The organism is Kitasatospora sp. NBC_01300 (genome assembly GCF_041435235.1).
GTDB lineage: Bacteria > Actinomycetota > Actinomycetes > Streptomycetales > Streptomycetaceae > Kitasatospora.
Genome location: NZ_CP108408.1, coordinates 4877805 through 4902007 on the forward strand (window position 1 = coordinate 4877805; position 24203 = coordinate 4902007).

Below are 24203 nucleotides of genomic sequence, written 5' to 3' on the forward strand. Positions count from 1 at the left end.
CGACCGGGCGGCGCAGGCCGCAGGACCAGGCGGTGGGGGGGCCGCCGAGGGGGGAACGGGGGGCAGGGGCCGGGTGCGGGCAGCACCCGGCCCCTGCGGCACGGGCCGCCCCCGGTCGACTGAGATGATCGTCCGATGTTCGCCCCGGATACCCCGGACGCCCCGCCGCTGCCCAGCGCCGCGCCCCTCACCGCCGCCGCTGCCACCCACTGGCGCGCCGCCCGCACCGCCTGGCGCCTGGACAGCCGCTGGCTGGCGCTGCTGCCCGCCGCCTTCGTCATCCTGGCCACCGCGGTGGAGCCGACCCCCGGTGACTGCAACGTCCAGGGCGTCTGCCGGGACACCTGGGGCTCCTCGCTGGCCGCCTGGTCGGTGCTCGCCGAAGTGGTCCTGCTGGTCGGCCGGTTCCGCGGCCGGGCGCTGCTCCCGCCGGCCGTCCTCGCGGTGCTCTGGTACGCCCCGCACGGCCTGGTCACCCCGCTCGGCCGCTGGACGGCCGTCCTGGTCCACCTGCTGCTCTCCGCCGCGCTGATCGGCGCCGAGCTCGGCCGCCGCCGCGCCCGCCAGCAGCTCGACGAACTGATGGCCCCGCCCGTCCCCTTCCCCTGGACCGCCGCCGGAGCGCCCTCACCCGTCCACCCCGACGGCCCGCCGGTGCTGCGCCGCGCACTCGGTGGCCTGCTGCTCGCCGCCGCCCTGGCGTTCCCGCTGTACGGGCTGTGGGGGCAGGCCCGGCAGCAGGCGAGCGCCGAACGGGCCGACCAGGTCACCGGCACCGCGGGCGACACCGACCAGGACGGCGTCCTGACCGTCCGCTTCCACCCGCCCGGCGGCGGCCCGGAACGCACCGCCCGGCTGGACGTCTGGTGGGCCCGGCCGCCGCAGCCCGGCGAGGCCGTCCCGCTGCTGGTGGACGGCGCCGCCGTCCGCGCCGCCGGCGACGACTACGACCTCACCGGCGCGCTGACCGCCGGCGGCCTGCTCGCCCTGCCCGGCCTGCTGCTGCTCGGCTCGGCCGCCGCCGCGAACGCCCGCCGCTCCCGGCCCTCCTTCGCGGGCTCCGCACCCGCCCTCGCCGTCCGGGTCCGCGCCGACGCCCAGGGCGACCTGCTGGTGCAGCCGCTGGACGGCCCGCCGGACGGCCCCGCGCTCTGGCGGCTGGTCGAGCGCGACCGCTACCGCTGGGCCCGCTACGGCGCCCCGGACGGTGAGGGCCCGGCCTGGGTGCCCGAACACCTGGAGACCGAGGACGACGACGCCGACCACCTCGATCTCGAGGTCTCCTACGACGAGGAAGAGGAGGAGCTCGGGGACGTCCTCGACCGGCTGACCCCGGAGCAGGCCGCCGCCTGGCTCGCCCGCGCCGGCCGGAGCGTGCCGGCCGTGCTGTACCGGGGGCCCGACGGGCCGGAGCAGCAGCTCCTGGTCCGCCCCGGACTGCTGGACCACGACCCGCGCTGGGTGGCGGCCGTGGTCGCCCCCGCCGCCCGGGCCCCGCGGCCGGGCCGGCGCACCGAGGGCTACCGGGAGCGGGAGCTGGCCGTCGGCGCCCTGACCGCCGAGACGGTGGCCGCCGCCCCCGCGGCCGGGCCGGACGCCGAACCGGTGCCCGCCCGGCGCTGGGAGATGCCGCTGCCGCTGCGGGCGATGGCCGGTCCGGTGCCGGCGCTGCTGCTCGCGGGCCTCGTCGTGCTGCTCGACCGGAGCGGCTGGTGGGGCGGGGTGGTGCACCCGCTCCTGACCGGCACGGTGGCGATCCTCGCCTGCGGCCGCACCCTCTCCTGGCAGATGGTCGTCGACCGGGACGGCCTGCGGATGGCCACCGCGCTGCGCACCCGGACCTTCCGGTGGCAGGAGATCAACGCGGCAGCGGTCCACCGCAACCTGCTCACCGTCCAGCTGCGCTCGGGCGCGGAGGTCACCGTCGGCAGCCGCCCGGCCGCCTGGCTGGCCGGACACCTCGGGGACCGCTACGACCCGGTGGAGCTGGCCCGGGCCGTCGCGACCGCCGCCCACCGGCCGGACCTGCGCCCGCACCGGTCGCTGCCGGACCGGCTGGGCGGCCCGCAGCACCTGCTGAACCGGTTGTCGCTGGCCGGCTACGCGCTCTTCACCATCGTTCACCACCTGCTCTGAACCTGCGCCGAACCTGCACCGAACCCGCGCGGCTGCCGCCGAACCCCGCCGGGGACGCCCTGCCGGGCTCCGTCCCGTCCTCCGGAAACCGCCCGTTCCGACCCGGCTGCGGGCCCGTGAGCGGAGCGGAGTACGGTGGGCGTGATCAAGGAGTCCAACCGGGCGTCGCGGGCTGCGTGCAGCGGCCCGGACCGGGACAAGACGGAGACGTGTCCGCACCGGTACGGTTGGCCCCGATGAACACCAAGGCTGCTGAGGAGCTGCCGGCTGTCTCCGTGATCATGCCGGTGCTCAACGAGGAACGACACCTGCGGACGGCGGTCCGGCGCATCCTGGACCAGGAGTACCCCGGGCCGATGGAGGTGGTGATCGCCCTCGGTCCGTCCACCGACCGGACCGCGGAGATCGCGGCCGAACTGGTGGCGGAGGACCCGCGGGTTCGGACCGTGCCGAATCCCACCGGTCGCACCCCCGCGGGGCTGAACGCCGCGATCCGGGGCTCGCGCCATCCGATAGTGGTGCGCGTGGACGGCCACGGCCTGCTCACCCCCGGCTACATCACCACCGCGGTCCGGCTGCTCGACGAGATGGACGCCGCCAACGTCGGCGGCATCATGCACGCCGAGGGCGAGACCGAGTGGGAGAACGCGGTCGCCGCCGCGATGACCTCCAAGATCGGTGTCGGCAACGCCGCCTTCCACACCGGCGGCCTGGCCGGCCCGGCGGACACCGTCTACCTCGGGGTGTTCCGGCGCGAGGTGCTGGAGAAGCTCGGCGGCTACAACGAGGAGTTCATCCGCGCCCAGGACTGGGAGCTCAACTACCGGATCCGCCAGGACGGCGGGCTGGTCTGGTTCACCCCGCAGCTCAAGGTGACCTACCGGCCCCGGCCGTCGGTGAAGGCGCTGGCCAAGCAGTACAAGGACTACGGCCGTTGGCGCCGGGTGGTCACCCGCTACCACCGCGGCTCGGTCAACCTCCGCTACCTGGCCCCGCCGACCGCCCTGCTGGCCGTCACCCTCGGGCTGGTGCTGGGCGTCGCCGTCCACCCGGCCCTCCTCGCGGTGCCCGGTGCGTACGTGCTGGGCATCCTCGGCGGCGGGCTGGTCGGCGGCCGCGGCCTGTCCTTCAAGGCCAGGGCGATGTTGCCGGTGGCACTCGCCACCATGCACCTCAGCTGGGGCTTCGGCTTCCTCACCTCGCCCCGCTCACTGGCCCGCCGGGTGATAGACAGTGTCGGCCCGGCTGCCAAGGACGTGCTCTCCAGGGCGAGTTGACGCCGACCGGGCAGGGTTCGTCCGACAGTTCCCGCCGGGCGCGCGAATTGTCGGACGAATCCTGAGAGTCGACCCGCACCGCTATCGTCGGTGCGCATGGCGACAGTTGAGGGCGGGCCCGACGCGGCCCGGATCGAGCCGAGCGCGGACGTCGACGAACGGGCCGTCATCGGCGCGGGGACGACGGTCTGGCACCTCGCCCAGGTCCGCGAGGACGCGGTGATCGGCGCCGAGTGCGTGATCGGCCGCGGCGCCTACGTCGGCCCGGGCGTCCGGATCGGGGACCGGGTCAAACTGCAGAACCACGCGCTGGTGTACGAGCCCGCGCTGGTCGAGGACGGGGTGTTCATCGGCCCCGCCGCCGTCCTCACCAACGACCGCCACCCCCGCGCGGTGACCCCGGAGGGTCGGCCCAAGCGTCAACAGGACTGGCACGCCGAAGGAGTGACGCTCCGCCAGGGCTGTTCGATCGGCGGTCGGGCGGTCCTGGTCGCCGGGGTGACGGTCGGCCGCTGGGCGCTGGTCGCGGCCGGCGCGGTGGTCCACCGGGACGTCCCGGACTTCGCCCTGGCCGCCGGCGTCCCGGCCCGCCGGATCGGCTGGGTCGGCCGCGCCGGCGAGCCGCTGGAGCTCGCCGGCGACGGCCGCTGGCACTGCCCCCGCACCGGCGAGCACTACCGGGAGACGGACGGCACCCTCGCGCCGGAGTAGGGCCTGGTACTGGCTACTTGGCGCACGCGTCGGTGTCGTCCGCCTGCACCCGCTGGAGGTCCTTCGGCGCCTCGGTCGGGGCCGCCGCCGGAGCGGCGAGGACGTCCTTGCCCAGCACCAGCACCAGCGGGCCCTTCGGATCCGCCTTCGGATCCGGCCGGACGGCGTCGCCCGGCAGGCCGAGCGCGGCGGCCAGGGCGGCGGCCGCGGCGTCCTGCCCGGCGGGGAAGGACACCGCGGTGGTCGCGGTGACGGGCGCGTCGGGGGCGGTCGTGGCCTTGGCGAAGCCCTTGGTGCGGAGCTTTTCCACGGTGGGCCCCGACTGCCCGCGCGTCCCGCTGCCGTTGCGCACCGTCACCCGGACGTCCTTGGGGTCCACCGTCGGGGCGGCGGCGGTCGGGGCCGCCGGTGCGGTCTCCGGTGCGGCCGTGGCGGCGTCGGCGGGCGCGGCGGTCTCGGTCAGCGAGCGGTCGCCCGCCACCATCGAGAACAACTGCCCGGCGTCCGGCTGCTTGAGCACCAGCCGGTCCTTGTCCTTGGGGTCGTCCAGGACCGGCACGGTGGCGAAGGTGATGTTCTTGGTGTCGACCTTGCTGAGGTCCAGCGCGAGGTCCTTGAGCTTGTCGACGCTGCCGATCCCGGAGTCCACGGTGAGCGCCTTGGTGGCGGCGTCGGCGAGCTTGTAGAGCTTGCTCGGGCTGGTCAGGGTGTCGTCGCTCTTGATCTTGCGGATCATCGAGCTGATGAACTGCTGCTGGAGCGGGATGCGGGTGAGGTCGCCGCCGAAGCCGACGGCGTGCCGGGTGCGGACGAAGGCCAGCGCCTCGTCGCCCTGGACCACGTGCCGGCCCTTGCTCATCTTCAGGTGCGAGTCCTTGTCGTTGATGTCCTTGGCCGCGCAGACCTCGACCCCGCCGACGGCGCTGGACAGCGTCTTCACCGCCTCGAAGTTGACCTGCACGAAGTGGTCGACCCGGATCCCGGTCATCTTCTCGACGGTCTTCCAGGTGCAGCCCGGGTCGCGCCCCTCCTGGCCGAGGCTGTTGTTGAACATGTCCCGCGCGGAGCCGGGGATCTTCTTGCCGTCGCTGCTCTGGCACTCCGGGATCGGCACCATCAGGTCGCGCGGGATGCTGATCGCGGTCGCGTTGGAGCGGTCCTTGGAGATGTGGAACAGCAGCGTGGTGTCGGCGTGCCCGACGCTGCCCTCGTTGCCGTACTCGCGGCCGAGGCCCTGCCGGCTGTCGGTGCCCAGCACCAGGATGTTGAGCGCGTCCCCGGCGGCCTTGGGCCGCTCCTCCTCGTTGCCCAGTTGGACCTTGACGGAGGTCAGGTTGCTGTTGAAGTGCTGGTACAGGTAGTACGCCCCGCCGCAGCCCGCGACCATCACCAGGGCGCCGGCCCCGGCGGTCCACTTGAGCGCCCGGCGGCGCCGGGTCCGCTTGGCGGCGGCGGCCGCCCGGCGCCGGGAGTCGCGGCGGCCCGGCCCGGGGGTGCCGGCGGTCGCGGTCCCGGTGGCCGGCGTCTGCTCGGCGGCTCCCCGTTCGGCCGTCCGGCGGCGCTGCCCGGGGATTCCGGCGGACGGGTCGAGGCGGTACTGGCCGGTTTCCGGGTCGCGCGTCCACTGGTCGGCGGGATCGACCTCCGGTTTGTCCTGCTGCACGGGGGTTCCCTACCTCCGACCGGTCACGGCTCCGGCTCGCCCGTTCGGCGGGCCGATCCGGACACACTAGACGAGCCGAACGGCGGAATCCTTCCGGTGTGATCTGCGCCATGTTCAGGTAATGGACAGGTAAAGTCTCCTGGGCGTGCGGGATTTCCGGAAAACCCGTGCCGACCTGCGGCGCAGCCGCGGTCAGTGCTGCGCGCAGGCGTCCACGTCGGCCGTGCGTCCCTCGAAGGTGGGCGAGGCGTCCGCCGAAGGTGACGCCTTCGCCGGTGCCCCCGCAGCCCCGGCCGCCCCCGCCGCCCCGTCAGACCCCGCGCCCGTACCTGCACCCGTCGCCGCCGGGCTCGGGCTCGTACCCGTCGCCACCGGGTTCGGGCTCGCACCCGCCCCGACACCGGCGCCCGCTCCGGCACCGACACCGGCACCGGCGCCCGGCGACGGCGCCGAACCGGGCGGCCGGACGGCGACCGACCGGTCGTCCCGCAGCGCGGTGAACAGCTGCGTGGTCTGCGGCTGCACGAACTCGTCCCGGTCCGAGTCGTACCGGTACGGGCGGCGCGGCGCGGTCAGGAGCACCACGTCCGCCGAGGGGATGTCCCGCAGGTCCTGGGTGAGGTCGTACAGCGCCCCGAGCGAGGACAGCCCGCCGTCCGCCTTGACCGAGGAGGTGGCCGCGTCCAGCACCGGCCACAGCCGCGCCGGGTTCAGCAGCACGCCCTGCGACTGCACCTTGCGGACCAGCGCGGCCAGGAACTGCTGCTGACGTCCCATCCGCTGGGTGTCGCTGCCGTCGCCCAGGCTCTCCCGGGCCCGGACGTAGCCGAGTGCCTGCTCGCCGTGCAGGGTCTGCCGCCCGGCGGGCAGGTCGAGTCTGGCGTCCTTGTCGTGGATCGCCTGCGGGACGCACACCTCGACCCCGCCGATCGCGTTCACCATCGTCTTGAAGCCGTTGAAGTCGAGGATCACGTAGTGGTCGATCCGGATGCCGCTGAGCTGCTCGACGGCGCGGATCGAGCAGGCCGCGCCGCCCATCTCGAACGCCCAGTTGAACTGCATCAGCCCGGCCTTGCTGCGGGTGCCGTCCGGCTTCTCGCAGGCGGGGACGGTGACCATGACGTCGCGCGGGATGGAGACCGCCGTCGCGTGCTTCCGGTCGGCGGCCAGGTGCAGCAGGATCGTGGTGTCCGAGCGCTGGGTGCCCGGCTCGCCGCCGTACGTGGAGTTGGTGCCGGAGCGGTCGTCGCTGCCGATCAGCAGGATGTTCTCGGAGCCCTTGGCCCCGGCGGTCCGGCTCGGCCGCTCGGCCTCCAGCCGGGCGAGCAACCGGTCGGTGTCCGAGTCGGTGCGGATGTTGCCGTCCAGCGTGCGGTAGGCGATCCAGAGCAGTGCCCCGGTGGCGACCAGCAGGAACGCGACGACGCCGGCGGTGATCATCAGCCACCGCCGGCGCCGACGCGGGTGTTCGGGTTCGGAAGGGTGCGCATCCGTCGGGGGCGGGTCGGTCGGGGGGTGCGCGGTGTCGTCCTCGGCCATGGCAGGGATCCCTACCCGCCCGGTCCGATCCGGGGGTTACCCGAGGCGCAGTGTCACCCGTTCGGACTCGGTCCGCTTCTCCCACTGCCCGGGTCCGAGCCCCTGCGAGTTGCGGCACAGCACCACCGAGGCGCCGGCCGCCAGCGGCGCCAGCAGTCCGGCCTCCAGACCGGTCCAGTCGTCGAACGAGAGGGTGGACAGCACCCGGTCGCCGGGCTTGAGCCCGAGTCGGACGGCCCCCTCCCGGGCCAGCGCGACGGTCTGCTCGCCGGTCAGCTTCAGCGGCAGCCCGTCCACGACGGTCTCCAGCGCGTGGCCGTCCGGGGCGACGGGCGAGTACGGCGCGAAGCGGTCGCCCTGGCCGGGCACCTCGGCGGCGTAGTCGAGGAAGCCGTCGGGGCGCTGCGGGAAGCGCCCGCCGAGCGGGCGCAGGGCCAGGGCCACCCGCTCGCCCTCGCACGCCTGGGCGGCCGCCAGTCCGTCCGGACCGCTGACCACCAGGTCGGCGTCGGCCGGGTCGCCGCCGGGCACCGCCGTCACCCCGACCGACCAGCAGGCCAGCAGCCAGACGGCGCTCTGCCAGTGGGCGGGGAGCAGCAGCACGGCCCGGTCGCCCGGGCCGGCGTTCAACTCGTCCTGGAGGAGGTTGGCCGTCTTGGCCACCCAGTTGTCGAAGGTCCGGGCGGACAGCTCCACCCGTTCGCCGGTGGCATCGTCGTAGAAGGTGACCAGCGGGGCCGCGGGATCGACCGTGGGCGTGCCGCCTCGCAGATATGCGTGCAGCAGTTCGACGGGGGTGCGGGCATCGGCAGCGAAATGCGCAGTCATGGTGCGCCCAGCCTACGGCCTTCGAGTGGGCCGTCGGGAGGGGTGGCGGACCGGTCGCGGGGCGACGTGGCGAGCGGCCCGATTTACCGCCAACATCCGGTTTATGCGCCTTTCCCTCCCGGCCGCCGTGCTCGCCGGCTGCACCGTCGCCCTGCTCCTCCAGCCCGCCGCCACCGCCGGCCCGGCCGACCCCGACGGCGCCCGGCGCCTCGGCTCCGCCGGCGGCGGGTCGGTCACCTCACTGCCGCTCGGCCACGGCCCCGCCCTGGCCCCGCGCACCACCCGGCCGTTCGAACTCCTCGGCGTCGGCTGGGACGGCCCGGCGGACGCGCTGGCCGGCGGCGCCGTCCGGGTCCGCACCCGGGACGCGGCCACCGGCCGCTGGGGCGACTGGCACGACCTGGAGGCCGACACCGAGGACGGCCCCGACCTCGCCCCGCACGGCGCCACCGCGCCCCTGTGGACGGGCCGCAGCGACGGCGTCGCCGTCGAGGTGCGCCCCGGCCCCGCCGGGCCCCCGCCCGGCCTGCGGCTCGACCTGGTCGACCCCGGCCAGGGCGCGCCCGCGCCCGCCGCCCGGGTCCTGCCCCGCCACCCCGCCGACGGCCACCAGGCCCCGCGCCCCGCCATCGTCACCCGGGCCGGCTGGGGCGCGGACGAGTCCCTGCGCGACCAGACCTTCGAGTACACCGGCCCGGTCCACGAGGTGTTCATCCACCACACCGCCACCGCCACCGACTACGCCTGCTCCGACGCCCCCCGGGTGATCAGGTCGATCTACCAGTACCACGTTCAGAGCAGCGGCTGGCGGGACATCGGCTACAACTTCCTGGTCGACCGCTGCGGCACCGTCTACGAGGGCCGGGCCGGCGGCGTCGACCTGCCCGTCCACGGCGCCCACACCCTCGGCTTCAACACCGACTCGGCCGGCGTCGCCGCCATCGGCACCTACGTCGGCGACGCCCCGCCCCAGCCCCTCCTGGACGGCCTGGCCGCCATCGCCGGCTGGAAGCTCGGCCTCACCGGCCACCCCGCCGACGGCCGCACCAAGCTGACCTCAGCCTCCGACGCCAGCCGCTACCCCAAGGGCACCGTCGTCGACTTCGACGCCGTCTCCGGCCACCGCGACGCCTTCAACACCGAATGCCCCGGCAACGCCCTCTACGCCCGGCTCCCCGCCCTCCGCACGGCCGCGGCCCACCTCCAGGCCCCCTGAGGCGCCGCACCGCACCACACCGCCCTACGTCGGCCCGGGCCCCCGCCCGACCAGCCCCCGCAGCTCCGCCGTCAACGCCGCCGCCAGGTCCGGCCGGAGGTCGTAGCGCGCCGGCGTGTTCTGCAGCAGTCCGATCCGCCAGCCCGCCCCGGCGTTCACCGCGATCACCGTCTGCACCGCGTTGAGCGCCGGGTCCAGGTCCTCCGCGGCGTCCGGCACCAGCCCCGCGACGGCGTCCAGCTGCGCCACCCCGGGCCCCAGCGCACGGACCCGGCGCACCCTGGCCACGTACTCCGGCGTCGCGTGGTCCGCGAAGAGCCGCCCCAGTTCGGCGGCGATCACCGACCGCCCGCAGTGCCGGGTGCCGTCGAAGCCGATCACCTCCCCGTCCTCGGCGAACGGCCCGGCGAAGGCCGAACCGTCCCGCTGGTTCCACCCCTCCAGCGCCCGGTGGTACAGCGCCCGCACCGCGCTCTCGTCCCCGGAGGACAGCTCCGGCAGCCGCGTATCGTTCATATCCCCATGGTCGACGAAGGCGGTGGAGCCGGACAGCGGAGGAGGCGCACGGCGGTGACGGGCGAGTCGGTACGGCGCTGGCGGCCGGGCTTCCCGCTGGACGTCGCCCGGACGCTGCTGCCGCTGCGCCGAGGCCCCGCCGACCCGGCGTACCGCACCACCGGCGACGGCGCGCTCTGGCGGGCGTCCCGGACCCCAACCGGGATCGGCACCCTGCGGGTGCTGGCGCGCCCGGCCGCCGGCGAGGTGGAGGCGACCGCCTGGGGCCCGGGCGCGCCGTGGCTGCTGGAGCGGCTGCCGACGCTGCTGGGCGCGCAGGACGACCCGGAGGCCCTGGTGCTGCCGCCCGGCCCGCTGCGGGACGCCCAGCGCCGCACCGCCGCGGTCCGCCTCACCCGCACCGGGCTGGTCCTGGAGTCCCTCGTCCCGGCGATCCTGGAACAGAAGGTGACCACCGACGAGGCCTACCGCGCCTGGCGCACCCTGCTACGGGACTTCGGCACCGCGGCGCCGGGCCCGGCCGAGGGCATGCGGGTGGCGCCGTCGGCCCGGGAGTGGGCGCTGGTGCCGAGCTGGGAGTGGCACCGCGCGGGGGTGGACCCGAAGCGCTCGGCGACGGTCATGCGCGCCGTCCGGCTGGCACCCCGGCTGGAGGAGGCCGCCGCGATGGACCACACCGAGGCCTTCGCCCGGCTCACCGCCGTCCCGGGGATCGGCCCCTGGACGGCAGCCGAGACCCTGCAACGCAGCAACGGCGATCCGGACGCGGTCTCGGTCGGCGACTTCCACCTGCCCAACCTGGTCGGCTGGGCCCTGGCCGGCCGCCCCCGCAGCGACGACGCCCAGATGCTCGCCCTGCTGGAGCCCTACCGCCCGCACCGCCACCGCCTCTGCCGCCTCCTGCTGGCCACCACCCCCCACGCCCCCCGCTACGGCCCCCGCCTCACCCCCAACGACCACCGGCGGCGATGAACTACGCCGTAGTACACTGCCTCGCATGGAAGCAACCATGCGGGAGCTGAACCAGCAGACGGCCAGGGTGATAGGAGCCGTCGAGCGGGGCGAGACCGTCACCGTCACCAAGGACGGCAGGCATGTGGCCACCATCCTGCCGCCGAGCCTGGCCGCACCCGTCTACCCCTTCCGGACCGATCCGATGGGGGACGAGCTCGACGACATGCCGGTCATCCCCGGCGGCGGCGGGCGCATCCTGGCCGACCTCGACCAGCACATGGAAGGCTTCGGCAGGTGACCGACGTTGCGGTGGTCGGTGACACCGGCGCCCTGCTCGCCGCGTACGCCGGTGAGGAACCCGACCACGACGCCTGCCTGAAGGCCTTGCGTACGGTCGGCCATCTGGTCATCTCGCCCCTGGTGCTGGCCGAGCTGGACTACCTCGCGCACCGGACGCTCGGAGCCGCGATGGCGATGCGCGTCCTGGACGACATCATCGACCGATGTGCGATCGGCCGCTTCGAGGTGCCCGAGGTGGGCGCGCACCTTGCCACCGCGCGGGCGGTCATGCGGCAGTACCCGGACCTGAACATCGGCCTGACGGACGCCATCAACGTCGCGCTGGCCACGGAGTTCAGGACCGACGCCGTGCTGACCGTCGACCGCCGCCACTTCCGTGCGATCAGGCCGCTGACCAACCACCAGGCCTTCCGGCTGCTGCCGGACGACCTCGACGGCTGATCCTCACCGCACCTCGATGAAGGTGTCGGCGCCGCGGTCCGGGCGTTCGCGCGGGGGTTCGGCGGGGCGGCCGACGGCGACGGCGCCCATCGGGTCCCAGCCGTCCGGGAGGTCGAGGGCCGCGCGGACGGTGTCGCGGCAGAACATGGTGGACGACACCCAGGCGGAGCCGTAGCCCTCGCCGGTGAGGGCGACCAGGAGGTTCTGCACGGCGGCGCCGGCGGCGACGGTGAACATCTCCCGTTCGGCGGCGGCGCGCCGCTGGTCGGGGTAGTGGTGCGAGCCGTCCATGACGAGGCAGGGCACCACCAGGTAGGGCGCGTCGCGCAGGACGTCACCGCGGGCGGTGCGGCGGGCGATCCGGGCGTCGTCCCAGCCGTCGAGTTCGCGCAGGTCGCGCTGCCAGGCGGCGAGCATCGCGTCGAGCAGCCGGGTGCGGGCCTGCGCCGTCTCCAGCAGGACGAACCGCCACGGCGTGGTGTGGTGCGGGGCGGGCGCGGTGACGGCGGCGGCGACGGCGCGGCGCACGGCGCCGGGGTCGACCGGGGCGTCGGTGAAGGAGCGGACGGTGCGCCGCAGGGTGACGGCCTGGCGCAGCGCCTCGGAGGTGCCGAGCCGGAACATGTCGTCGACGGCGCGGCGGACCAGCGGCCGGGCGCCGTCGCCGTCCTCGGCGGTGACGAGGTGGCCGAGCCCGCGGACGACGGCGACCGGCACGCCGCTGGTCTTGCCCTTCACCAGGTCGGCCGCGGCGGCGAGTTCGTCGCCGGTGGCGGTGATGGAGAGCGTCAGCTCGTTGCCGTGGCTGTCGGTGTGCCCGCGGTGGTCCTCCAGCACGGACAGCCCGGCGGCGCCGATGGCGACGTCGGTGAGCCCGCTGCGCCAGGGCCGGCCGAAGGTGTCGGTGACGACGACGGCGAGCCGGCGGCCGGTGAGCTGCTGGAGCTGCCCGCGCAGGGCACGGGCGGAGGCGTCCGGGTCCTCGGGCAGCAGCAGGACGGTGCCGGGGGCGGTGTTGGAGGCGTCGACGCCGGCGGCGGCCATGACGAAGCCGTTGCGGTTCTCGACGATCCGGGCGTGGCCGCGCCGGGCGACCACCCGGACGGTCTCGGCCTCGATCGCGGCCTCACGGTCGGCGGCGTGCAGCAGCCGGCCCTCGGCCTTGCTGACGATCTTCGAGGTGACGATCAGGATGTCGCCGTCCTGGTACTCGCCGGCCTTGGCGAGCAGTGCGGCGAGGTCGGTCCCGGCGTCGATCTCCGGCAGCCCCTCGACCGGCAGGATCCGCAGGCTCATGCGCCCGCCCCGTTGCTCCCGCGCCCGCGCCCGCTCACTTGCGCACCTGCTCGGCGAGGGCGAGGGCGGCCCGGGCCATCTCGGCGGTGGCCTCGACGTCGGTCATCAGCAGCGGGACGGCCCGGCAGGCGATCCCGGCGGCTTCGACGGCGGCGACCGAGTCCTGGTCGGCGGTGTCGACGAGCCAGCCGTCGATGAGCGTGGCGCCGTAGTTCAGCGCGACGGCCTCCGCGGTGGCCTCGACGCCGACGGCGGCGAGCACCTTGTCGGCCATGCCGCGCACCGGGGCGCCGCCGATGATCGGGGAGAGCCCGACGACGGGGGCGGGGGCGGCGGCGACGGCCTCCCGGATGCCGGGGACGGCGAGGATGGTGCCGATGGAGACGACCGGGTTGGACGGCGGGAAGAGGATGACGTCGGCGGCGGCGATGGCCTCCAGGACGCCGGGCGCGGGCTTCGCGGTGTCGGCGCCGACCGGGATGATCGCCTCGGCGTCGACGGCGGCGTGCAGCCTGACCCAGTACTCCTGGAAGTGGATCGCCCGGGTGCCCTGCTCGTCGGTGATCCGCACGTGGGTCTCGACCCGGTCGTCGCTCATCGGCAGCAGCCGTACGCCGGGCTTCCAGCGCACGCACAGCGCCTCGGTGACCTGGCTGAGGCTGTAGCCGGCGGTGAGCATCTGGCTGCGGACGAGGTGGGTGGCGAAGTCGCGGTCGCCGAGCCCGAACCACTCGGGGCCGACGCCGTACTCCTTCATCTCGGCCTTGATCGACCAGGTCTCGTCTGTGCGGCCCCAGCCCTGCTCCTCGTGGATGCCGCCGCCGAGGGTGTACATCACGGTGTCGAGGTCGGGACAGACCTTGAGGCCGTAGAGGTGGATGTCGTCGCCGGTGTTGCCGATGACGGTGATCTCGTCCTGCGGTCCGACCGCCGCGAGGAGTCCGCGCAGGAAGCGCGCTCCGCCGATTCCGCCTGCCAGTGCCACGATGCGCATGGGTTCATCCTGCCACGGTCCGACTGCCCGTCAGTCCGGTCGCCGACGGGTGCGACGGCCGGGCTGACGTGGGCGGGTGCTCAGTGCGTCTCGGCCTGGGCCTGCGGGTGCTGCTCGGGGACGGCGGTGCCGCCGTACTGGTTCATCTCGGTGAGGCCGGGGGTGTAGAGGTGGATGGAGACGGCGGGTTCGAGCGTGCCGTTGACCACCTCGTGGAGGTAGCCGGAGGAGAAGACCCTCCCCCAGCCTCCGGCCGGGGGGACCCCCATCCCGCCGGCGCGCAGGGTACGGACCTTCTCGCCGGCGCGGGTGAGCGAGCGTTCGATCAGCTCGCCCTGGACGACGGTCATCACGCCGGAGGACTCGCCGTGGTCGTGGAAGCCGCTGCTCTGGCCGGGCAGCCAGCTGAGCAGCCAGACCTCGTAGCCGGGGCCGGTCTCCAGCCGGGCGTACCAGCGGGTGAGCGCGTCGTAGCGGACCAGGGGTTCCCAGCGGGCGCGGTCGGCGGCGATCTCGCGGATCAGCCGGGCGTGGCCGGCCACGGTGGTGGGGTGGCGGGGCAGGTCGGTGCGGGCCAGGTGCGGGAAGGCGAGCGGGTCGCCGGCGATGGAGACGTCGCTGAGGCCGTCGGTCCAGCCCCGGGCGGGCGCGGCGGGCGCGGCGGGGGAGGCGGGCGCGGGGCTTCGGCGGGCGAGTTTGCTGCGGTCGCGGTTCCGCTTGCGGATACGGGTCATACGCACGGGAGTCGTCCTCGGAGTGGCGGCTGTTCGTCGGGGATCAGCCGGATCCGGGATGTCCTGGGACGGGAATCGCGGGCGGCCTCTGTGCTTCCTGGGGGCGGCGCGCGGTGGGACGCGGGCGCCTAGATACAGCAGGAACAGAGGCGACAACAAGAGTTCACGGCACGGCGGAGCGTGGAACCGCTCCGGGGGCTGGCGAACTCTGACATAGGGGAAAGGAGACCGCATCCGTGGGGCCGGTGTCAAACACAGGGATGGGGCATTCGAGGGGGTTACGCCAAGAAGTTGCCCGGATGGGGTGATAAATCACGCTCTATGTTTCGATGGGAAGATCGCCGGGAAGGCAGGGCGATGACCGGCCTGTGATGGTGACCGAGCGTCACTCGCCGAATGGTTGTGGCTGGTTCGACGCCGTTCGGGGCTTTCGGATCGAAGGTCCAATGTGTCCGAATATGTACACTATTCGTAACGGCTTGGTGCCGGGGAGTGAATCCTCGCCCCAATACCAGAGCTCGGCTTGACTGAGCCAGAGTGACGCAACTGTAATTTCACTCGTGTCGTCGGCCGCACGAGGCAACGGCAACCACGGGGACGCCAAGTAGGGGCAGAGGAGGCGCGCCACATGAGCGAGCTCTTTGAGCTGTTGATCGGTGACGGCATCGCGGAGGAGGAAGAGGAACTCGGTTGGCAGGAGCGCGCGTTGTGCGCCCAGACCGACCCCGAGTCCTTCTTCCCCGAGAAGGGCGGCTCCACGCGCGAGGCCAAGAAGGTCTGCCTCGCCTGCGAGGTCCGTTCGGAATGCCTGGAGTACGCCCTCGCCAATGACGAGCGGTTCGGCATCTGGGGCGGCCTCTCCGAGCGCGAGCGCCGCCGGCTCAAGAAGAGCGCGGTCTGACCGGGGCGGCCGCCGACCCCCGCTGACCCTTCGACAACCACACGGCAGTACGGGCGCCTCACCGCGGCGGTGGGGCGCTTTCGTGTTCCCTGCCGGGTCTTCACCGGTCCCGCACCGGCACCGCGGACGAAGCCGCCATCCGGAGCCGTTAGTGTGGTGCGCCATCCGGTTGCCGTTCACCGGCTGTGTCCACCGAGAACTGAGGCCCGCGCACTCGATGACCGTCTACAGCCACCAGAGCGGCTTCACCGCTGCCAGGCCGCCCGCCTACCCGCGCCACCTGGTCACCGCGGTGATCGTCTCGCACGACGGGGCCCGCTGGCTGCCGCAGGCCCTCGCCGGCCTGCTCGGCCAGGACCGCCAGGTCCAGCGGGTGCTCGCGGTCGACACCGGTTCCACCGACAACTCTCCGCAACTGCTGGCGGACACCCTCGCCGACTGGCTGCCCGAGGGCGGCCCGCTGCTCCTCGGCCGCCGGGCCGGCTTCGGCACCGCCGTCGCCGAGGCCGTCTTCGGCAGCCCGCCGCTGCGCCCGGAGGACCTGCCGTACCGGCTCGACCCCTCCGGCTACGACCCGGTCACCGGAGGCTGGGACGACTTCGGCGACCCGCTCGCCCAGGAGGACGACCTCGGCCGCGGCGGCCCGCGCGAGACCCAGCCCGTCGAATGGCTCTGGCTGCTGCACGACGACTGCGAGCCGCAGACCGACGCGCTGCGCCGGCTGCTCCAGGTCGCCGACTCCACCCCCAGCGCCGCCGTGGTCGGCCCCAAGCTGCGCAGCTGGTACGACCGCCGCCAGCTGCTGGAGGTCGGCGTCACCATCGCCCGCTCCGGCCGCCGCTGGACCGGCCTCGACCGCCGCGAGCAGGACCAGGGGCAGCACGACCAGGTCCGCCCGGTGCTCGCCGTCTCCAGCGCCGGCATGCTGGTGCGCCGCGACGTCTTCGAGGAACTCGGCGGCTTCGACAAGGCGCTGCCGCTGATGCGCGACGACGCCGACTTCTGCTGGCGGGTCAACGCCGCTGGCCACCGCGTGGTGGTCGCCCCCGACGCCGTGCTGCGGCACGCCGAGGCGGCCAGCCGCGAGCGCCGCGCCATCGACTGCGGCCCCGCCCACCCGCACCGGGTGGACAAGGCCGGCGCCGTCTACACCCTGCTCGCCAACTGCAAGGGCGCGCTCTTCCCCTACGTCCTGCTGCGGCTGGTGCTCGGCACCCTGCTACGGGCCGTCACCAACCTGCTCGGCAAGGACCCGCGCCAGGCCTTCGACGAGCTCACCGGCCTCGGCCACGAACTCGTCCGCTTCCCCCGGCTGCTGGCAGCGCGCAAACAGCGCGCCCGCACCCGGGCCGCCGACGCCCTGGACGACCGCACGCTCTTCCCGCCGCCCGGCGCCACCGCCCGGCTCGCCGTCGAGGGCGTGATCGGCTCCCTCGGCATAGGGGGAGGGGACGACACCGGCCGGCACGGCTCGGTCGAGGCCGGGCCGGGCGGCGAGGACGACGAGGACCTGGTCGTCGAGCAGTTCACGCTGATCAAGAAGCTGGCCCGGCGCCCGGCGCCGGTGCTGTTCGCCGCCCTGCTGGTGTTCGCCCTGATCGCCTGCCGCGGCCTGTTCGGCAGCGGCGAGCTGTTCGGCGGCGCCCTGCTGCCGGCCACCGACGGCGCCGCCGGCCTCTGGTCGATGTACGCGGACGCCTGGCACCCGATCGGCACCGGCTCCACCGCCGCCGCACCGCCGTACCTCGGCGTGCTCGCGGTGCTGTCCTGGGTGCTGTTCGACCACGCCGACCTCACGCTGACCCTGCTGGTCGTGCTCACCGTGCCGCTGTCGGCGGTCAGCGCCTACCTGGTGTCCCGGCCGCTGCTGGACTCCAAGCTGGTCCGGGCCTGGGCCAGCGCCGCCTACGCGCTGCTGCCCGCCGCGACCGGCGCGCTCGCCCAGGGCCGGATCGGCACCGCCGTCCTCGCCGTGCTGCTGCCGCCGCTGGCCCGCGCCGCCGCGATCGCGGCCGGTCTCGGCATCCGCGACGAGAGCGCCGCCAAGGGCGCCCGCCCGGGGTGGCGGCCGGTCTGGATGACCGTCCTGCTGCTCACCCTGGCCACCTCCTTCGTGCCGTTGACCTGGGCGCTCGCCCTGCCGCTGTGCCTGGCGACGCTGGTCGTCGCGGTGGTCCGCGGCGGTGCCTTCGGCTCGGGCGGTGCCGCGCTGCGCCTGCTCGGCCTGCGCGTCCTGGTGATCCTCGCGCTGCCCGTCCTGGTGCTGGCGCCGTGGTCGCTGACGGTGCTGACGCACCCGCAGTGGCTGCTGCTGGAGGCCGGCCTGCCCGGCCTGCACGGCACCGGTGCGAGTGCGGCCGGCCTGCTGCTGGTCAACCCCGGCGGCGCCGGGGTGCCGCCGGTCTGGCTGTCGGCCGGCGTGGTGCTCGCCGCGCTCGCCGCGCTGCTGCGCGCCGACCGCCGCCGTGCGGTGCTGGCCGCCTGGGGTGCGGCCGGTGCGGGCCTGGTCTTCGCGGTCGCGGTGGCGGGCACCTCCGTCACCCCGGCCTCCGGCGGCCCGGCGGTGCCCGCCTGGGCCGGCCCGGCCTCGTTGATCGCCGGGATCGCCCTGCTGGCGGCCGCCGCGATCGGTGCCGACGGCGCCAACGCCCGCGTGGCCGGGATCGCCTTCGGCTGGCGCCAGCCGGTGGCCGCGCTGGTGGTGGCCGCCGCGGTGCTGGCCCCGCTGGGCACCGGCCTGTGGTGGGCGCTCACCGGCGCCGGCAAGCCGCTGCACCGGGCCCAGGCCGGCCAGGTGCCCGCGTTCATCGCGGAGGAGGCCGGCACCACCGACCGGTCCCGCACCCTGGTCGTCACCGGCGACCCGGGCGGCGGCGCGGTCCGCTACACCGTGGTCCGCGGCGCGGGCCTGACGCTCGGCCAGGCCGAGTCCACCGTCGACCCGGCGACCGGCACCCAGGACGGCCTGAACAAGATGGTCGGCAGCCTGCTGGCCGGTTCCGGTGCCGACCAGGCCGGTGCGCTCTCCGGCTACGGCATCGCCTACGTGCTGGTCCAGAAGTCGGTGATCGCCACCTACAAGGACGTCCTGGACACCACCCCCGGCCTGGTCAAGGCCAACCAGGACGGCGACTCCGCGCTCTGGCAGGTCACCGGCGCCCCCGCCGTCCGCGCGGTGATCACCGCCCCGGGCGCCGCCCCGGTGGTCGTCCCGGCCGGGGCCCGCGACCTCACCGCCACCGTCCCGGCCGGCCCGGACGGCCGGGTGCTGCGGCTCGCCGAGTCCGCCGCCCCCGAGTGGAAGGCCACCGTGGGCGGCACCGCGCTGGAGTCCGTCAAGGTCGACGGCTGGGCGCAGGGCTTCAAGCTCCCGGCCGGCGGCGGCAAGCTGACCGTCACCCGGGAGGACGGCTTCGCGCACACCGGCTGGATCTGGGCCCAGGTGCTGCTCGGCCTGACCATCCTGGTGCTGGCCCTGCCCGGACGCCGCAGCCACAAGGACGACGACCTGCCCGAGGAGGTGGTGGCCGCCGCCGCGCTGGCCGCCGCGGCCCAGGCGCAGGCGCCCGCCCCCGGCAGCCGCCGGGCCCGCCGGATGGCCGAGCGCGGCGAGGGCGGCGAGGACGGCGGGGTGTACGAGGGCCCGCCGGGCGCGATCCCGGCGCAGCCGGCCGGCGAGCCGGTGGCCGAAGCGGTCCAGGCGGCCGCCGCCGTCCAGGAGACCGAGCCGTACACCGACCCGTACCAGACCTACCAGCAGGCCGACCCGTACAGCTACGACCAGTACGCGGCCCAGCAGCCGGTGGCCGCGCCGTACGGCGGCCAGGGGTACGGCGGCCAGGGGTACGACGGCCAGGGCTACGAGGGCTACCAGCCGCAGGCGTACCCGCAGCAGGGCTACGAGCAGCAGCCGTACCCGCAGGAGCAGCAGTACGGCTACGAGCAGCAGCCGTACCAGCAGCAGACGGAGCACCAGCAGCCGTGGGTGCCGGGGCAGCCGCAGGCCGAGCCCTACTACGACCCCAACGACCCGAACGACCCCAACGGCACGGGCCGGTACCCGCACCAGCACGGATCGGGGAGCTGACCCGCGATGAAGAAGCCCGCATTCAGGAAGAAGTCCGCGCCCGAGGCCGTCGAGCCGACGGAGTCCGCCGAGGCCGCCGAGGTTGGGCAGTCCGGACCCGCCCCGGCCCAGGCGCCGGAGCCCGCGGCCTCCGCCCGGCCGGCCGGGCGGTCCGGGGGCACCAGGACCACGCAGTCCCTGCTGGCCGCGGCCGTCGTGCTCGCGGCGGTGTTCGGGATCGCCGAGACACGCCCGCCGGCCGCGCCCGCCAAGGCGGACGGCGGCGTCACCCCGACCACCGCGCAGGTCGAGCGGACGGCGGCGGTCTGCCCGCAGCCGCTCCAGGGCCTGACCGGCTCGACCACGCTCACCGCCTACACCCCGCCCGGGACGGGCGGCGCCACCGGCGGGGCCGGCTGGCTCTCCGACGCCGCCGCACCCGCGACCCCGCCGACCACCGCGCCCTCCGCCCCGGCGACCGGCGCCCCCGCCGCGCCGTCCGGCTCGGCCGCCCCGGCCGCCCCGGACAAGGGCGCCGCACCCGCCGACGCCCGGCTGACCCTGGCCAAGCCCGGCACCCCGGCCACCGGCCCGGCCGCCAACGGTGACACCGCGCCCGGCACCGGGGCCGTCGCCACCGGCGCCCTCGCCCCCGGCTTCACCGTCACCCAGACCACCGTGGTCACCGAGCAGCGCGGCCTCGGCCTGTCCGGCCTCACCTGCACCCCCGCGGGGACCAGCTTCTGGTTCGCCGGGGCCAGCACGGCCGGCGACCGGGTCGACTACGTCAGCCTGGTGAACACCGAGTCCTCCGCCGCCGTGGTCGACATCAAGCTGTACGGCGACAAGGGCCTGATCGAGAACGACGCCGCCAACGGCATCACCGTCGCCCCCGGCAGCTCCCAGTCCGTGCTGCTGCCGACGATCAGCAAGGGCGCGGTCAACGACCTCGCCGTGCACGTGGTCGCCCGCAGCGGGCGGGTCGGCGCCGCGTTGCACGCCGCCGACGGCGGCAAGGGCGCGGACTGGATCCCGGCCTCGGCCGAGCCGGCGGCCACCCAGGTGCTGCCCGGCCTGCCCGCCGACACCTCCGCCGCCCACCTGGTGGTCTGGGCGCCGCCGGAAGACGACGCCGACCTGAAGATCCAGCTGTCCGGCAAGAATGGCTGGTTCACCCCGGCCGGCAACGAGTCCATCCACATCAAGGCGGGCATGGTGGCCGCCGTCGACCTCGGCAAGGTCACCCGCGACGAGGTCGCCGGGCTGCGGCTGTCGCCCACCGACGACAAGCACCCCACCCCGGTCGTGGCCGGCCTGCGGGTCGACCGGGCCGGGGGCGGCGGCAAGAGCGACGCGGCCTGGCTCACCGGTACCGGCCCGGTCGGCGCTCGCGCCACGGTCGCCGACAACCGGGCCGGCGCGTCCACGCTGTTCCTGACCTCCGCCGGCGACGCCGCCACCGTCCGGGTCACCGCCTCGGCCGGCAGCGGCGGCGGCACCCCGGTGAGCAAGGACGTCCAGCTGCCGGCCGGCGGCACGGTCGCCCTCCCGGCGCCCGAGCCCGGCGGGCTGAACGGCAGCTTCGCGCTCACCGTCGAGACCGTCTCCGGCGGCCCGGTGATGGCCGCCCGGATGCTCTCGCTGCCCGCCAAGGACGTGCCGATGTTCACCATCCAGGCGTTGCGCGACGACCACAGCACCGTCAGGGTCCCGCGGGCCGGCCAGGATCCGGGCGTCGTCCTGCGCTGACCGGTCGGACGGGGCGGTACCCGGTGGGCCCGGGTACCGCCCCGTCCGCGTGCTCAGTCCTCGTCGTAGCGCGGGTCGATGGCGTCCGGGGACAGCCCCAGCAGCTCCGCCACCTGCTCGATCAGGATCTCGTGCACCAGCGCCGCGCGGTCCTCCCGGGTCTTCGCCCGGATCTCCACCGGCCGCCGGTACACCACGATCTGGCTCTTGCGCCCTTGCTTGCCCGGCAGCACCCGCCCCAGCGGCACGCCGTCCTCGCCGTCGGCCGCGTCGGGCTCGTGCAGCGGCACCTCCTGGACGGCGAACTCCACTTCGATCAACTGCGGCCAGCGCCGTTCAAGACGCTCCACCGATTCGCGCACGTAGTCGTCGAACAGTTCGGAGCGGGTGAGCGAGATCGGCACCTGGGGCGGCGCCAGCGGGCCGCGCAGCCCCCTGCCGTGCCGGTCGCGATGCCGGGGACGGCGCGAGGGTCCCGTCGATGACTGCGGTGCAGAGCTGTCCATATCACTGCCGAGGGTAGTCCTTGGACGGTCGGAAGTGGACTACTCCGACGGGGAAACGCCCGGGGCGGCGGGGCGCGGACCGGCGTGCGGACCGCGACACGGCACACCCGCCGGACAGGCGGTCTTCGCTCCCCGGCGAGGAGTGCGGTACCGTCCACCCTCGTGAGCTCTGTACGTCGTTGTTCGCGGACCGCGTGCGGCCGGCCGGCCGTCGCGACGCTGACGTACGTCTACGCGGACTCCACCGCCGTCCTGGGCCCGCTCGCCACCTACGCCGAGCCGCACTGCTACGACCTGTGCGCCGAGCACGCCGAGCGCCTCACCGCCCCGCGCGGCTGGGAGGTCGTCCGGCTGGCCGCCGAGGCCGGGCCGCTGCGCCGCAGCAGCGACGACCTGGAGGCCCTCGCCAACGCCGTCCGCGAGGCCGCCCGGCCGCAGACCCCCCGTCAGGGCCGCGGGTCCGAGGGCGAGTCCACCGAGGGCGGCCGCCGCGGCCACCTGCGCGTCCTGCGCTCGCCGGACAACTGACGGCGCACAGCCGACGCCGTACCCCGCCCGGGCCCGCACCGGGCGTTCGCCCGACTTGGGTACGCTGCCCGTCTACCGTCACCGCGGACCGTCGACCGAACGGGCGGTGACCCCGACGTATCGTGACCGTGGGCGGACAGCCGCCGATCACACGGACACCGACCAGTACAGAGACCAGGGTGGAGCCGCAGTGCGCGACCTCAAGCAGCTCGTGAAGGCCTACGACGTCCGAGGCGTCGTCCCGGACCAGTGGGACGAGCACCTGTCCCGGGCCTTCGGCGCCGCGTTCGTGCAGGTCACCGGCGCGTCCGCGATCGTCGTCGGCCACGACATGCGCCCCTCCTCCCCGTCGCTCACCCGGGCGTTCGCCGAGGGCGCCGCCGCCTACGGCGCCGACGTGGTCCAGATCGGGCTCTGCTCGACCGACCAGCTCTACTACGCCAGCGGCAAGCTCGACCTGCCCGGCGCGATGTTCACCGCCAGCCACAACCCGGCCCAGTACAACGGCATCAAGCTGTGCCGGGCCGGCGCCGCCCCGGTCGGCCAGGACACCGGCCTCGCCGAGATCCGCGAGCTGGTCGAGTCCTGGACGGGCGAGGACGACACCGTCACCGTCCCGGCCAAGGACGTCAAGCCGGGCTCGCTGTCCGAGCAGGACACCCTGCGCGGCTACGCCGACCACCTGCTGGGCCTGGTCGACCTCACCGCGATCCGCCCGCTCAAGGTCGTCGTGGACGCGGGCAACGGCATGGGCGGCCACACCGTGCCGACCGTCTTCGACGGCCTGCCGATCGAGCTCGTCCCGATGTACTTCGAGCTGGACGGGACCTTCCCCAACCACGAGGCCAACCCGCTCGACCCGAAGAACATCGTCGACCTCCAGGCCAGGGTCCGCGAGGTCGGCGCCGACCTCGGTCTGGCCTTCGACGGCGACGCCGACCGCTGCTTCGTCGTCGACGAGCGCGGCGAGCCGGTCTCCCCGTCCGCCATCACCGCCCTGGTCGCCGCCCGCGAGATCGCCCGCGCCCAGGCCGCCGGCGAGGCCGAGCCGACCGTCATCCACAACCTGATCACCTCCTGGACCGTCCCCGAGGTGGTCCGCGAGCTCGGCGCCAACCCGGTGCGCACCCGGGTCGGCCACTCCTTCATCAAGCAGGAGATGGCCGTCACCGACGCCGTCTTCGGCGGAGAGCACTCCGCGCACTACTACTTCCGCGACTTCTGGCGCGCCGACACCGGCATGCTGGCCGCGCTGCACGTGCTGGCCGCGCTCGGCGGGCAGCCCGGCACGCTGTCCGCGCTCACCGCCGAGTACGACCGCTACGCCGCCTCCGGCGAGATCAACAGCACCGTCGCCGACCAGGCCGCCAGCACCGCCGCCGTCCGCGCCGCCTACGCCGGCCTGGAGGGCACCACCGTCGACGAGCTGGACGGCCTCACCGTGGCCGGCCCGGACTGGTGGTTCAACCTGCGCGCCTCCAACACCGAGCCGCTGCTGCGCCTGAACGCCGAGGCCAAGGACCCGGCGAAGATGGCCGAGCTGCGCGACGGCGTGCTCGCCATCGTCCGCGCCTGACCGAGGCCTGCTGTGCCCCGGCCGGTAGGGTTGCCTATCGGCCGGGGCACCGCCGTGCCACCCCCCGACTTTTGGAGAGCCCCATGAAGCTCGAATCCTTCCTGCTGGAGATCCTGGTCTGCCCGCAGTGCCGGGCCGCGCTCACCGAGGGCGGCACCGAGGAGCAGCCCGAGCTGCTCTGCACCGGCGCGGACTGCGGCCTCGCGTACCCGGTGCGGGACGGCATTCCGGTCCTGCTGGTGGACGAGGCCCGCCGCCCGGCCTGATCCTTG

Annotated in this window: 21 protein-coding genes; 13 read left to right on the forward strand and 8 right to left on the reverse strand. The window is 74.8% G+C overall.

The genetic code is table 11. The annotated features are described in order from the left end of the window. Positions 1-135: 135 nt before the first annotated feature. The 3 genes from OG556_RS21760 to OG556_RS21770 all read left to right on the forward strand — a co-directional run bounded on the left by OG556_RS21760 (position 136) and on the right by OG556_RS21770 (position 4124). Positions 136-2136: a hypothetical protein gene (locus tag OG556_RS21760; RefSeq protein WP_371518583.1), complete on the forward strand. Its 2001-nt coding sequence runs from the start codon at positions 136-138 to the stop codon at positions 2134-2136. A gap of 236 nt (positions 2137-2372) precedes the next feature. Beyond that, positions 2373-3413 carry a glycosyltransferase family 2 protein gene (locus tag OG556_RS21765; protein WP_371518584.1) on the forward strand — a complete coding sequence of 347 codons (1041 nt, stop codon included), beginning with the start codon at positions 2373-2375 and terminating at the stop codon, positions 3411-3413. Between the two features lie 96 nt (positions 3414-3509). Next, positions 3510-4124, forward strand: a complete 615-nt coding sequence (locus OG556_RS21770) for a DapH/DapD/GlmU-related protein (RefSeq protein ID WP_371518585.1) — start codon at positions 3510-3512, stop codon at positions 4122-4124. Between the two features lie 13 nt (positions 4125-4137). On the opposite strand, the gene OG556_RS21775 is transcribed toward OG556_RS21770, so the two are convergent. The 3 genes from OG556_RS21775 to OG556_RS21785 all read right to left on the reverse strand — a co-directional run bounded on the left by OG556_RS21775 (position 4138) and on the right by OG556_RS21785 (position 8154). Next, positions 4138-5787: an LCP family protein gene (locus OG556_RS21775; RefSeq protein ID WP_371518586.1), complete on the reverse strand. Its 1650-nt coding sequence runs from the start codon at positions 5785-5787 to the stop codon at positions 4138-4140. Positions 5788-5979: 192 nt separating this feature from the next. Continuing rightward, the gene (locus OG556_RS21780) at positions 5980-7326 is read right to left on the reverse strand and encodes an LCP family protein (RefSeq protein ID WP_371518588.1); all 1347 of its coding nucleotides are present in this window, start codon (positions 7324-7326) and stop codon (positions 5980-5982) included. A gap of 36 nt (positions 7327-7362) precedes the next feature. Further along, positions 7363-8154 (reverse strand): TIGR03089 family protein, encoded by a 792-nt coding sequence (locus tag OG556_RS21785; protein WP_371518589.1) that lies wholly within the window; start codon positions 8152-8154, stop codon positions 7363-7365. Positions 8155-8257: 103 nt separating this feature from the next. Between OG556_RS21785 and OG556_RS21790 the strand changes: the two genes are divergently transcribed. Continuing rightward, positions 8258-9370 (forward strand): N-acetylmuramoyl-L-alanine amidase, encoded by a 1113-nt coding sequence (locus tag OG556_RS21790; RefSeq protein WP_371518590.1) that lies wholly within the window; start codon positions 8258-8260, stop codon positions 9368-9370. Between the two features lie 24 nt (positions 9371-9394). Here the strand turns inward: OG556_RS21790 and OG556_RS21795 are convergent, their stop codons facing one another. After that, on the reverse strand, positions 9395-9886 hold the full coding sequence (locus OG556_RS21795) for an SgcJ/EcaC family oxidoreductase (RefSeq protein ID WP_371518591.1): 492 nt from the start codon (positions 9884-9886) through the stop codon (positions 9395-9397). Between the two features lie 6 nt (positions 9887-9892). Here OG556_RS21795 and OG556_RS21800 point away from each other — a divergent pair, with 6 nt between their 5' ends. From OG556_RS21800 to OG556_RS21810, 3 genes are read left to right on the forward strand one after another with little or no spacing between them, the layout of a single operon-like run. Next, positions 9893-10858 carry a DNA-3-methyladenine glycosylase gene (locus OG556_RS21800; protein ID WP_371518592.1) on the forward strand — a complete coding sequence of 322 codons (966 nt, stop codon included), beginning with the start codon at positions 9893-9895 and terminating at the stop codon, positions 10856-10858. A gap of 25 nt (positions 10859-10883) precedes the next feature. Further along, positions 10884-11138, forward strand: a complete 255-nt coding sequence (locus OG556_RS21805) for a type II toxin-antitoxin system prevent-host-death family antitoxin (protein WP_363377417.1) — start codon at positions 10884-10886, stop codon at positions 11136-11138. Then, complete coding sequence (locus tag OG556_RS21810) at positions 11135-11581, forward strand: PIN domain-containing protein (protein ID WP_371518594.1); 447 nt, start codon at positions 11135-11137, stop codon at positions 11579-11581. The genes OG556_RS21805 and OG556_RS21810 overlap by 4 nt, the downstream gene beginning before the upstream one ends. 3 nt (positions 11582-11584) lie before the next feature. Here OG556_RS21810 and OG556_RS21815 read toward each other — a convergent pair whose 3' ends face one another. From OG556_RS21815 to OG556_RS21825, 3 genes are all read right to left on the reverse strand, one after another. Next, positions 11585-12877, reverse strand: coding sequence for a coenzyme F420-0:L-glutamate ligase (locus OG556_RS21815; RefSeq protein WP_371518595.1), 1293 nt, complete (start codon positions 12875-12877; stop codon positions 11585-11587). 34 nt (positions 12878-12911) lie between these two features. Further along, positions 12912-13871 carry a 2-phospho-L-lactate transferase gene (gene cofD / locus OG556_RS21820; protein WP_371518596.1) on the reverse strand — a complete coding sequence of 320 codons (960 nt, stop codon included), beginning with the start codon at positions 13869-13871 and terminating at the stop codon, positions 12912-12914. 80 nt (positions 13872-13951) lie between these two features. Further along, positions 13952-14611, reverse strand: a complete 660-nt coding sequence (locus tag OG556_RS21825; RefSeq protein WP_371518597.1) for a cysteine dioxygenase family protein — start codon at positions 14609-14611, stop codon at positions 13952-13954. A 622-nt stretch (positions 14612-15233) separates the two neighbouring features. Between OG556_RS21825 and OG556_RS21830 the strand changes: the two genes are divergently transcribed. The 3 genes from OG556_RS21830 to OG556_RS21840 all read left to right on the forward strand — a co-directional run bounded on the left by OG556_RS21830 (position 15234) and on the right by OG556_RS21840 (position 21321). Beyond that, positions 15234-15506 carry a WhiB family transcriptional regulator gene (locus OG556_RS21830; protein ID WP_063349134.1) on the forward strand — a complete coding sequence of 91 codons (273 nt, stop codon included), beginning with the start codon at positions 15234-15236 and terminating at the stop codon, positions 15504-15506. A gap of 217 nt (positions 15507-15723) precedes the next feature. Beyond that, a complete protein-coding gene (locus OG556_RS21835; protein WP_371518598.1) occupies positions 15724-19593 on the forward strand; it encodes a glycosyltransferase family 2 protein in 3870 nt (1289 codons plus the stop codon). Between the two features lie 6 nt (positions 19594-19599). Beyond that, positions 19600-21321 (forward strand): DUF5719 family protein, encoded by a 1722-nt coding sequence (locus OG556_RS21840; protein WP_371518599.1) that lies wholly within the window; start codon positions 19600-19602, stop codon positions 21319-21321. A gap of 53 nt (positions 21322-21374) precedes the next feature. On the opposite strand, the gene OG556_RS21845 is transcribed toward OG556_RS21840, so the two are convergent. Beyond that, positions 21375-21827 carry a metallopeptidase family protein gene (locus tag OG556_RS21845; RefSeq protein WP_079135840.1) on the reverse strand — a complete coding sequence of 151 codons (453 nt, stop codon included), beginning with the start codon at positions 21825-21827 and terminating at the stop codon, positions 21375-21377. Between the two features lie 84 nt (positions 21828-21911). On the opposite strand from OG556_RS21845, the gene OG556_RS21850 reads away from it, so the two are divergent. From OG556_RS21850 to OG556_RS21860, 3 genes are all read left to right on the forward strand, one after another. Then, a complete protein-coding gene (locus tag OG556_RS21850) occupies positions 21912-22355 on the forward strand; it encodes a DUF3499 domain-containing protein (protein WP_079136306.1) in 444 nt (147 codons plus the stop codon). A 190-nt stretch (positions 22356-22545) separates the two neighbouring features. Then, positions 22546-23931: a phosphomannomutase/phosphoglucomutase gene (locus OG556_RS21855; protein ID WP_371518600.1), complete on the forward strand. Its 1386-nt coding sequence runs from the start codon at positions 22546-22548 to the stop codon at positions 23929-23931. Between the two features lie 83 nt (positions 23932-24014). Then, a complete protein-coding gene (locus tag OG556_RS21860; RefSeq protein WP_063349138.1) occupies positions 24015-24197 on the forward strand; it encodes a Trm112 family protein in 183 nt (60 codons plus the stop codon). The last annotated feature ends 6 nt before the right edge of the window (positions 24198-24203 follow it).

What these genes read in the sequence shown, in the direction of transcription:
- OG556_RS21795 (WP_371518591.1), bottom strand. Translation starts at nt 9,886, where the DNA reads ATGAACGATACGCGGCTGCCGGAGCTGTCCTCCGGGGACGAGAGCGCG.
- cofD (WP_371518596.1), bottom strand. Translation starts at nt 13,871, where the DNA reads ATGCGCATCGTGGCACTGGCAGGCGGAATCGGCGGAGCGCGCTTCCTG.
- OG556_RS21770 (WP_371518585.1), top strand. Translation starts at nt 3,510, where the DNA reads ATGGCGACAGTTGAGGGCGGGCCCGACGCGGCCCGGATCGAGCCGAGC.
- OG556_RS21840 (WP_371518599.1), top strand. Translation starts at nt 19,600, where the DNA reads ATGAAGAAGCCCGCATTCAGGAAGAAGTCCGCGCCCGAGGCCGTCGAG.
- OG556_RS21860 (WP_063349138.1), top strand. Translation starts at nt 24,015, where the DNA reads ATGAAGCTCGAATCCTTCCTGCTGGAGATCCTGGTCTGCCCGCAGTGC.
- OG556_RS21815 (WP_371518595.1), bottom strand. Translation starts at nt 12,877, where the DNA reads ATGAGCCTGCGGATCCTGCCGGTCGAGGGGCTGCCGGAGATCGACGCC.
- OG556_RS21830 (WP_063349134.1), top strand. Translation starts at nt 15,234, where the DNA reads ATGAGCGAGCTCTTTGAGCTGTTGATCGGTGACGGCATCGCGGAGGAG.
- OG556_RS21760 (WP_371518583.1), top strand. Translation starts at nt 136, where the DNA reads ATGTTCGCCCCGGATACCCCGGACGCCCCGCCGCTGCCCAGCGCCGCG.
- OG556_RS21785 (WP_371518589.1), bottom strand. Translation starts at nt 8,154, where the DNA reads ATGACTGCGCATTTCGCTGCCGATGCCCGCACCCCCGTCGAACTGCTG.
- OG556_RS21780 (WP_371518588.1), bottom strand. Translation starts at nt 7,326, where the DNA reads ATGGCCGAGGACGACACCGCGCACCCCCCGACCGACCCGCCCCCGACG.
- OG556_RS21835 (WP_371518598.1), top strand. Translation starts at nt 15,724, where the DNA reads ATGACCGTCTACAGCCACCAGAGCGGCTTCACCGCTGCCAGGCCGCCC.
- OG556_RS21805 (WP_363377417.1), top strand. Translation starts at nt 10,884, where the DNA reads ATGGAAGCAACCATGCGGGAGCTGAACCAGCAGACGGCCAGGGTGATA.
- OG556_RS21790 (WP_371518590.1), top strand. Translation starts at nt 8,258, where the DNA reads ATGCGCCTTTCCCTCCCGGCCGCCGTGCTCGCCGGCTGCACCGTCGCC.
- OG556_RS21845 (WP_079135840.1), bottom strand. Translation starts at nt 21,827, where the DNA reads ATGGACAGCTCTGCACCGCAGTCATCGACGGGACCCTCGCGCCGTCCC.
- OG556_RS21800 (WP_371518592.1), top strand. Translation starts at nt 9,893, where the DNA reads ATGGTCGACGAAGGCGGTGGAGCCGGACAGCGGAGGAGGCGCACGGCG.
- OG556_RS21765 (WP_371518584.1), top strand. Translation starts at nt 2,373, where the DNA reads ATGAACACCAAGGCTGCTGAGGAGCTGCCGGCTGTCTCCGTGATCATG.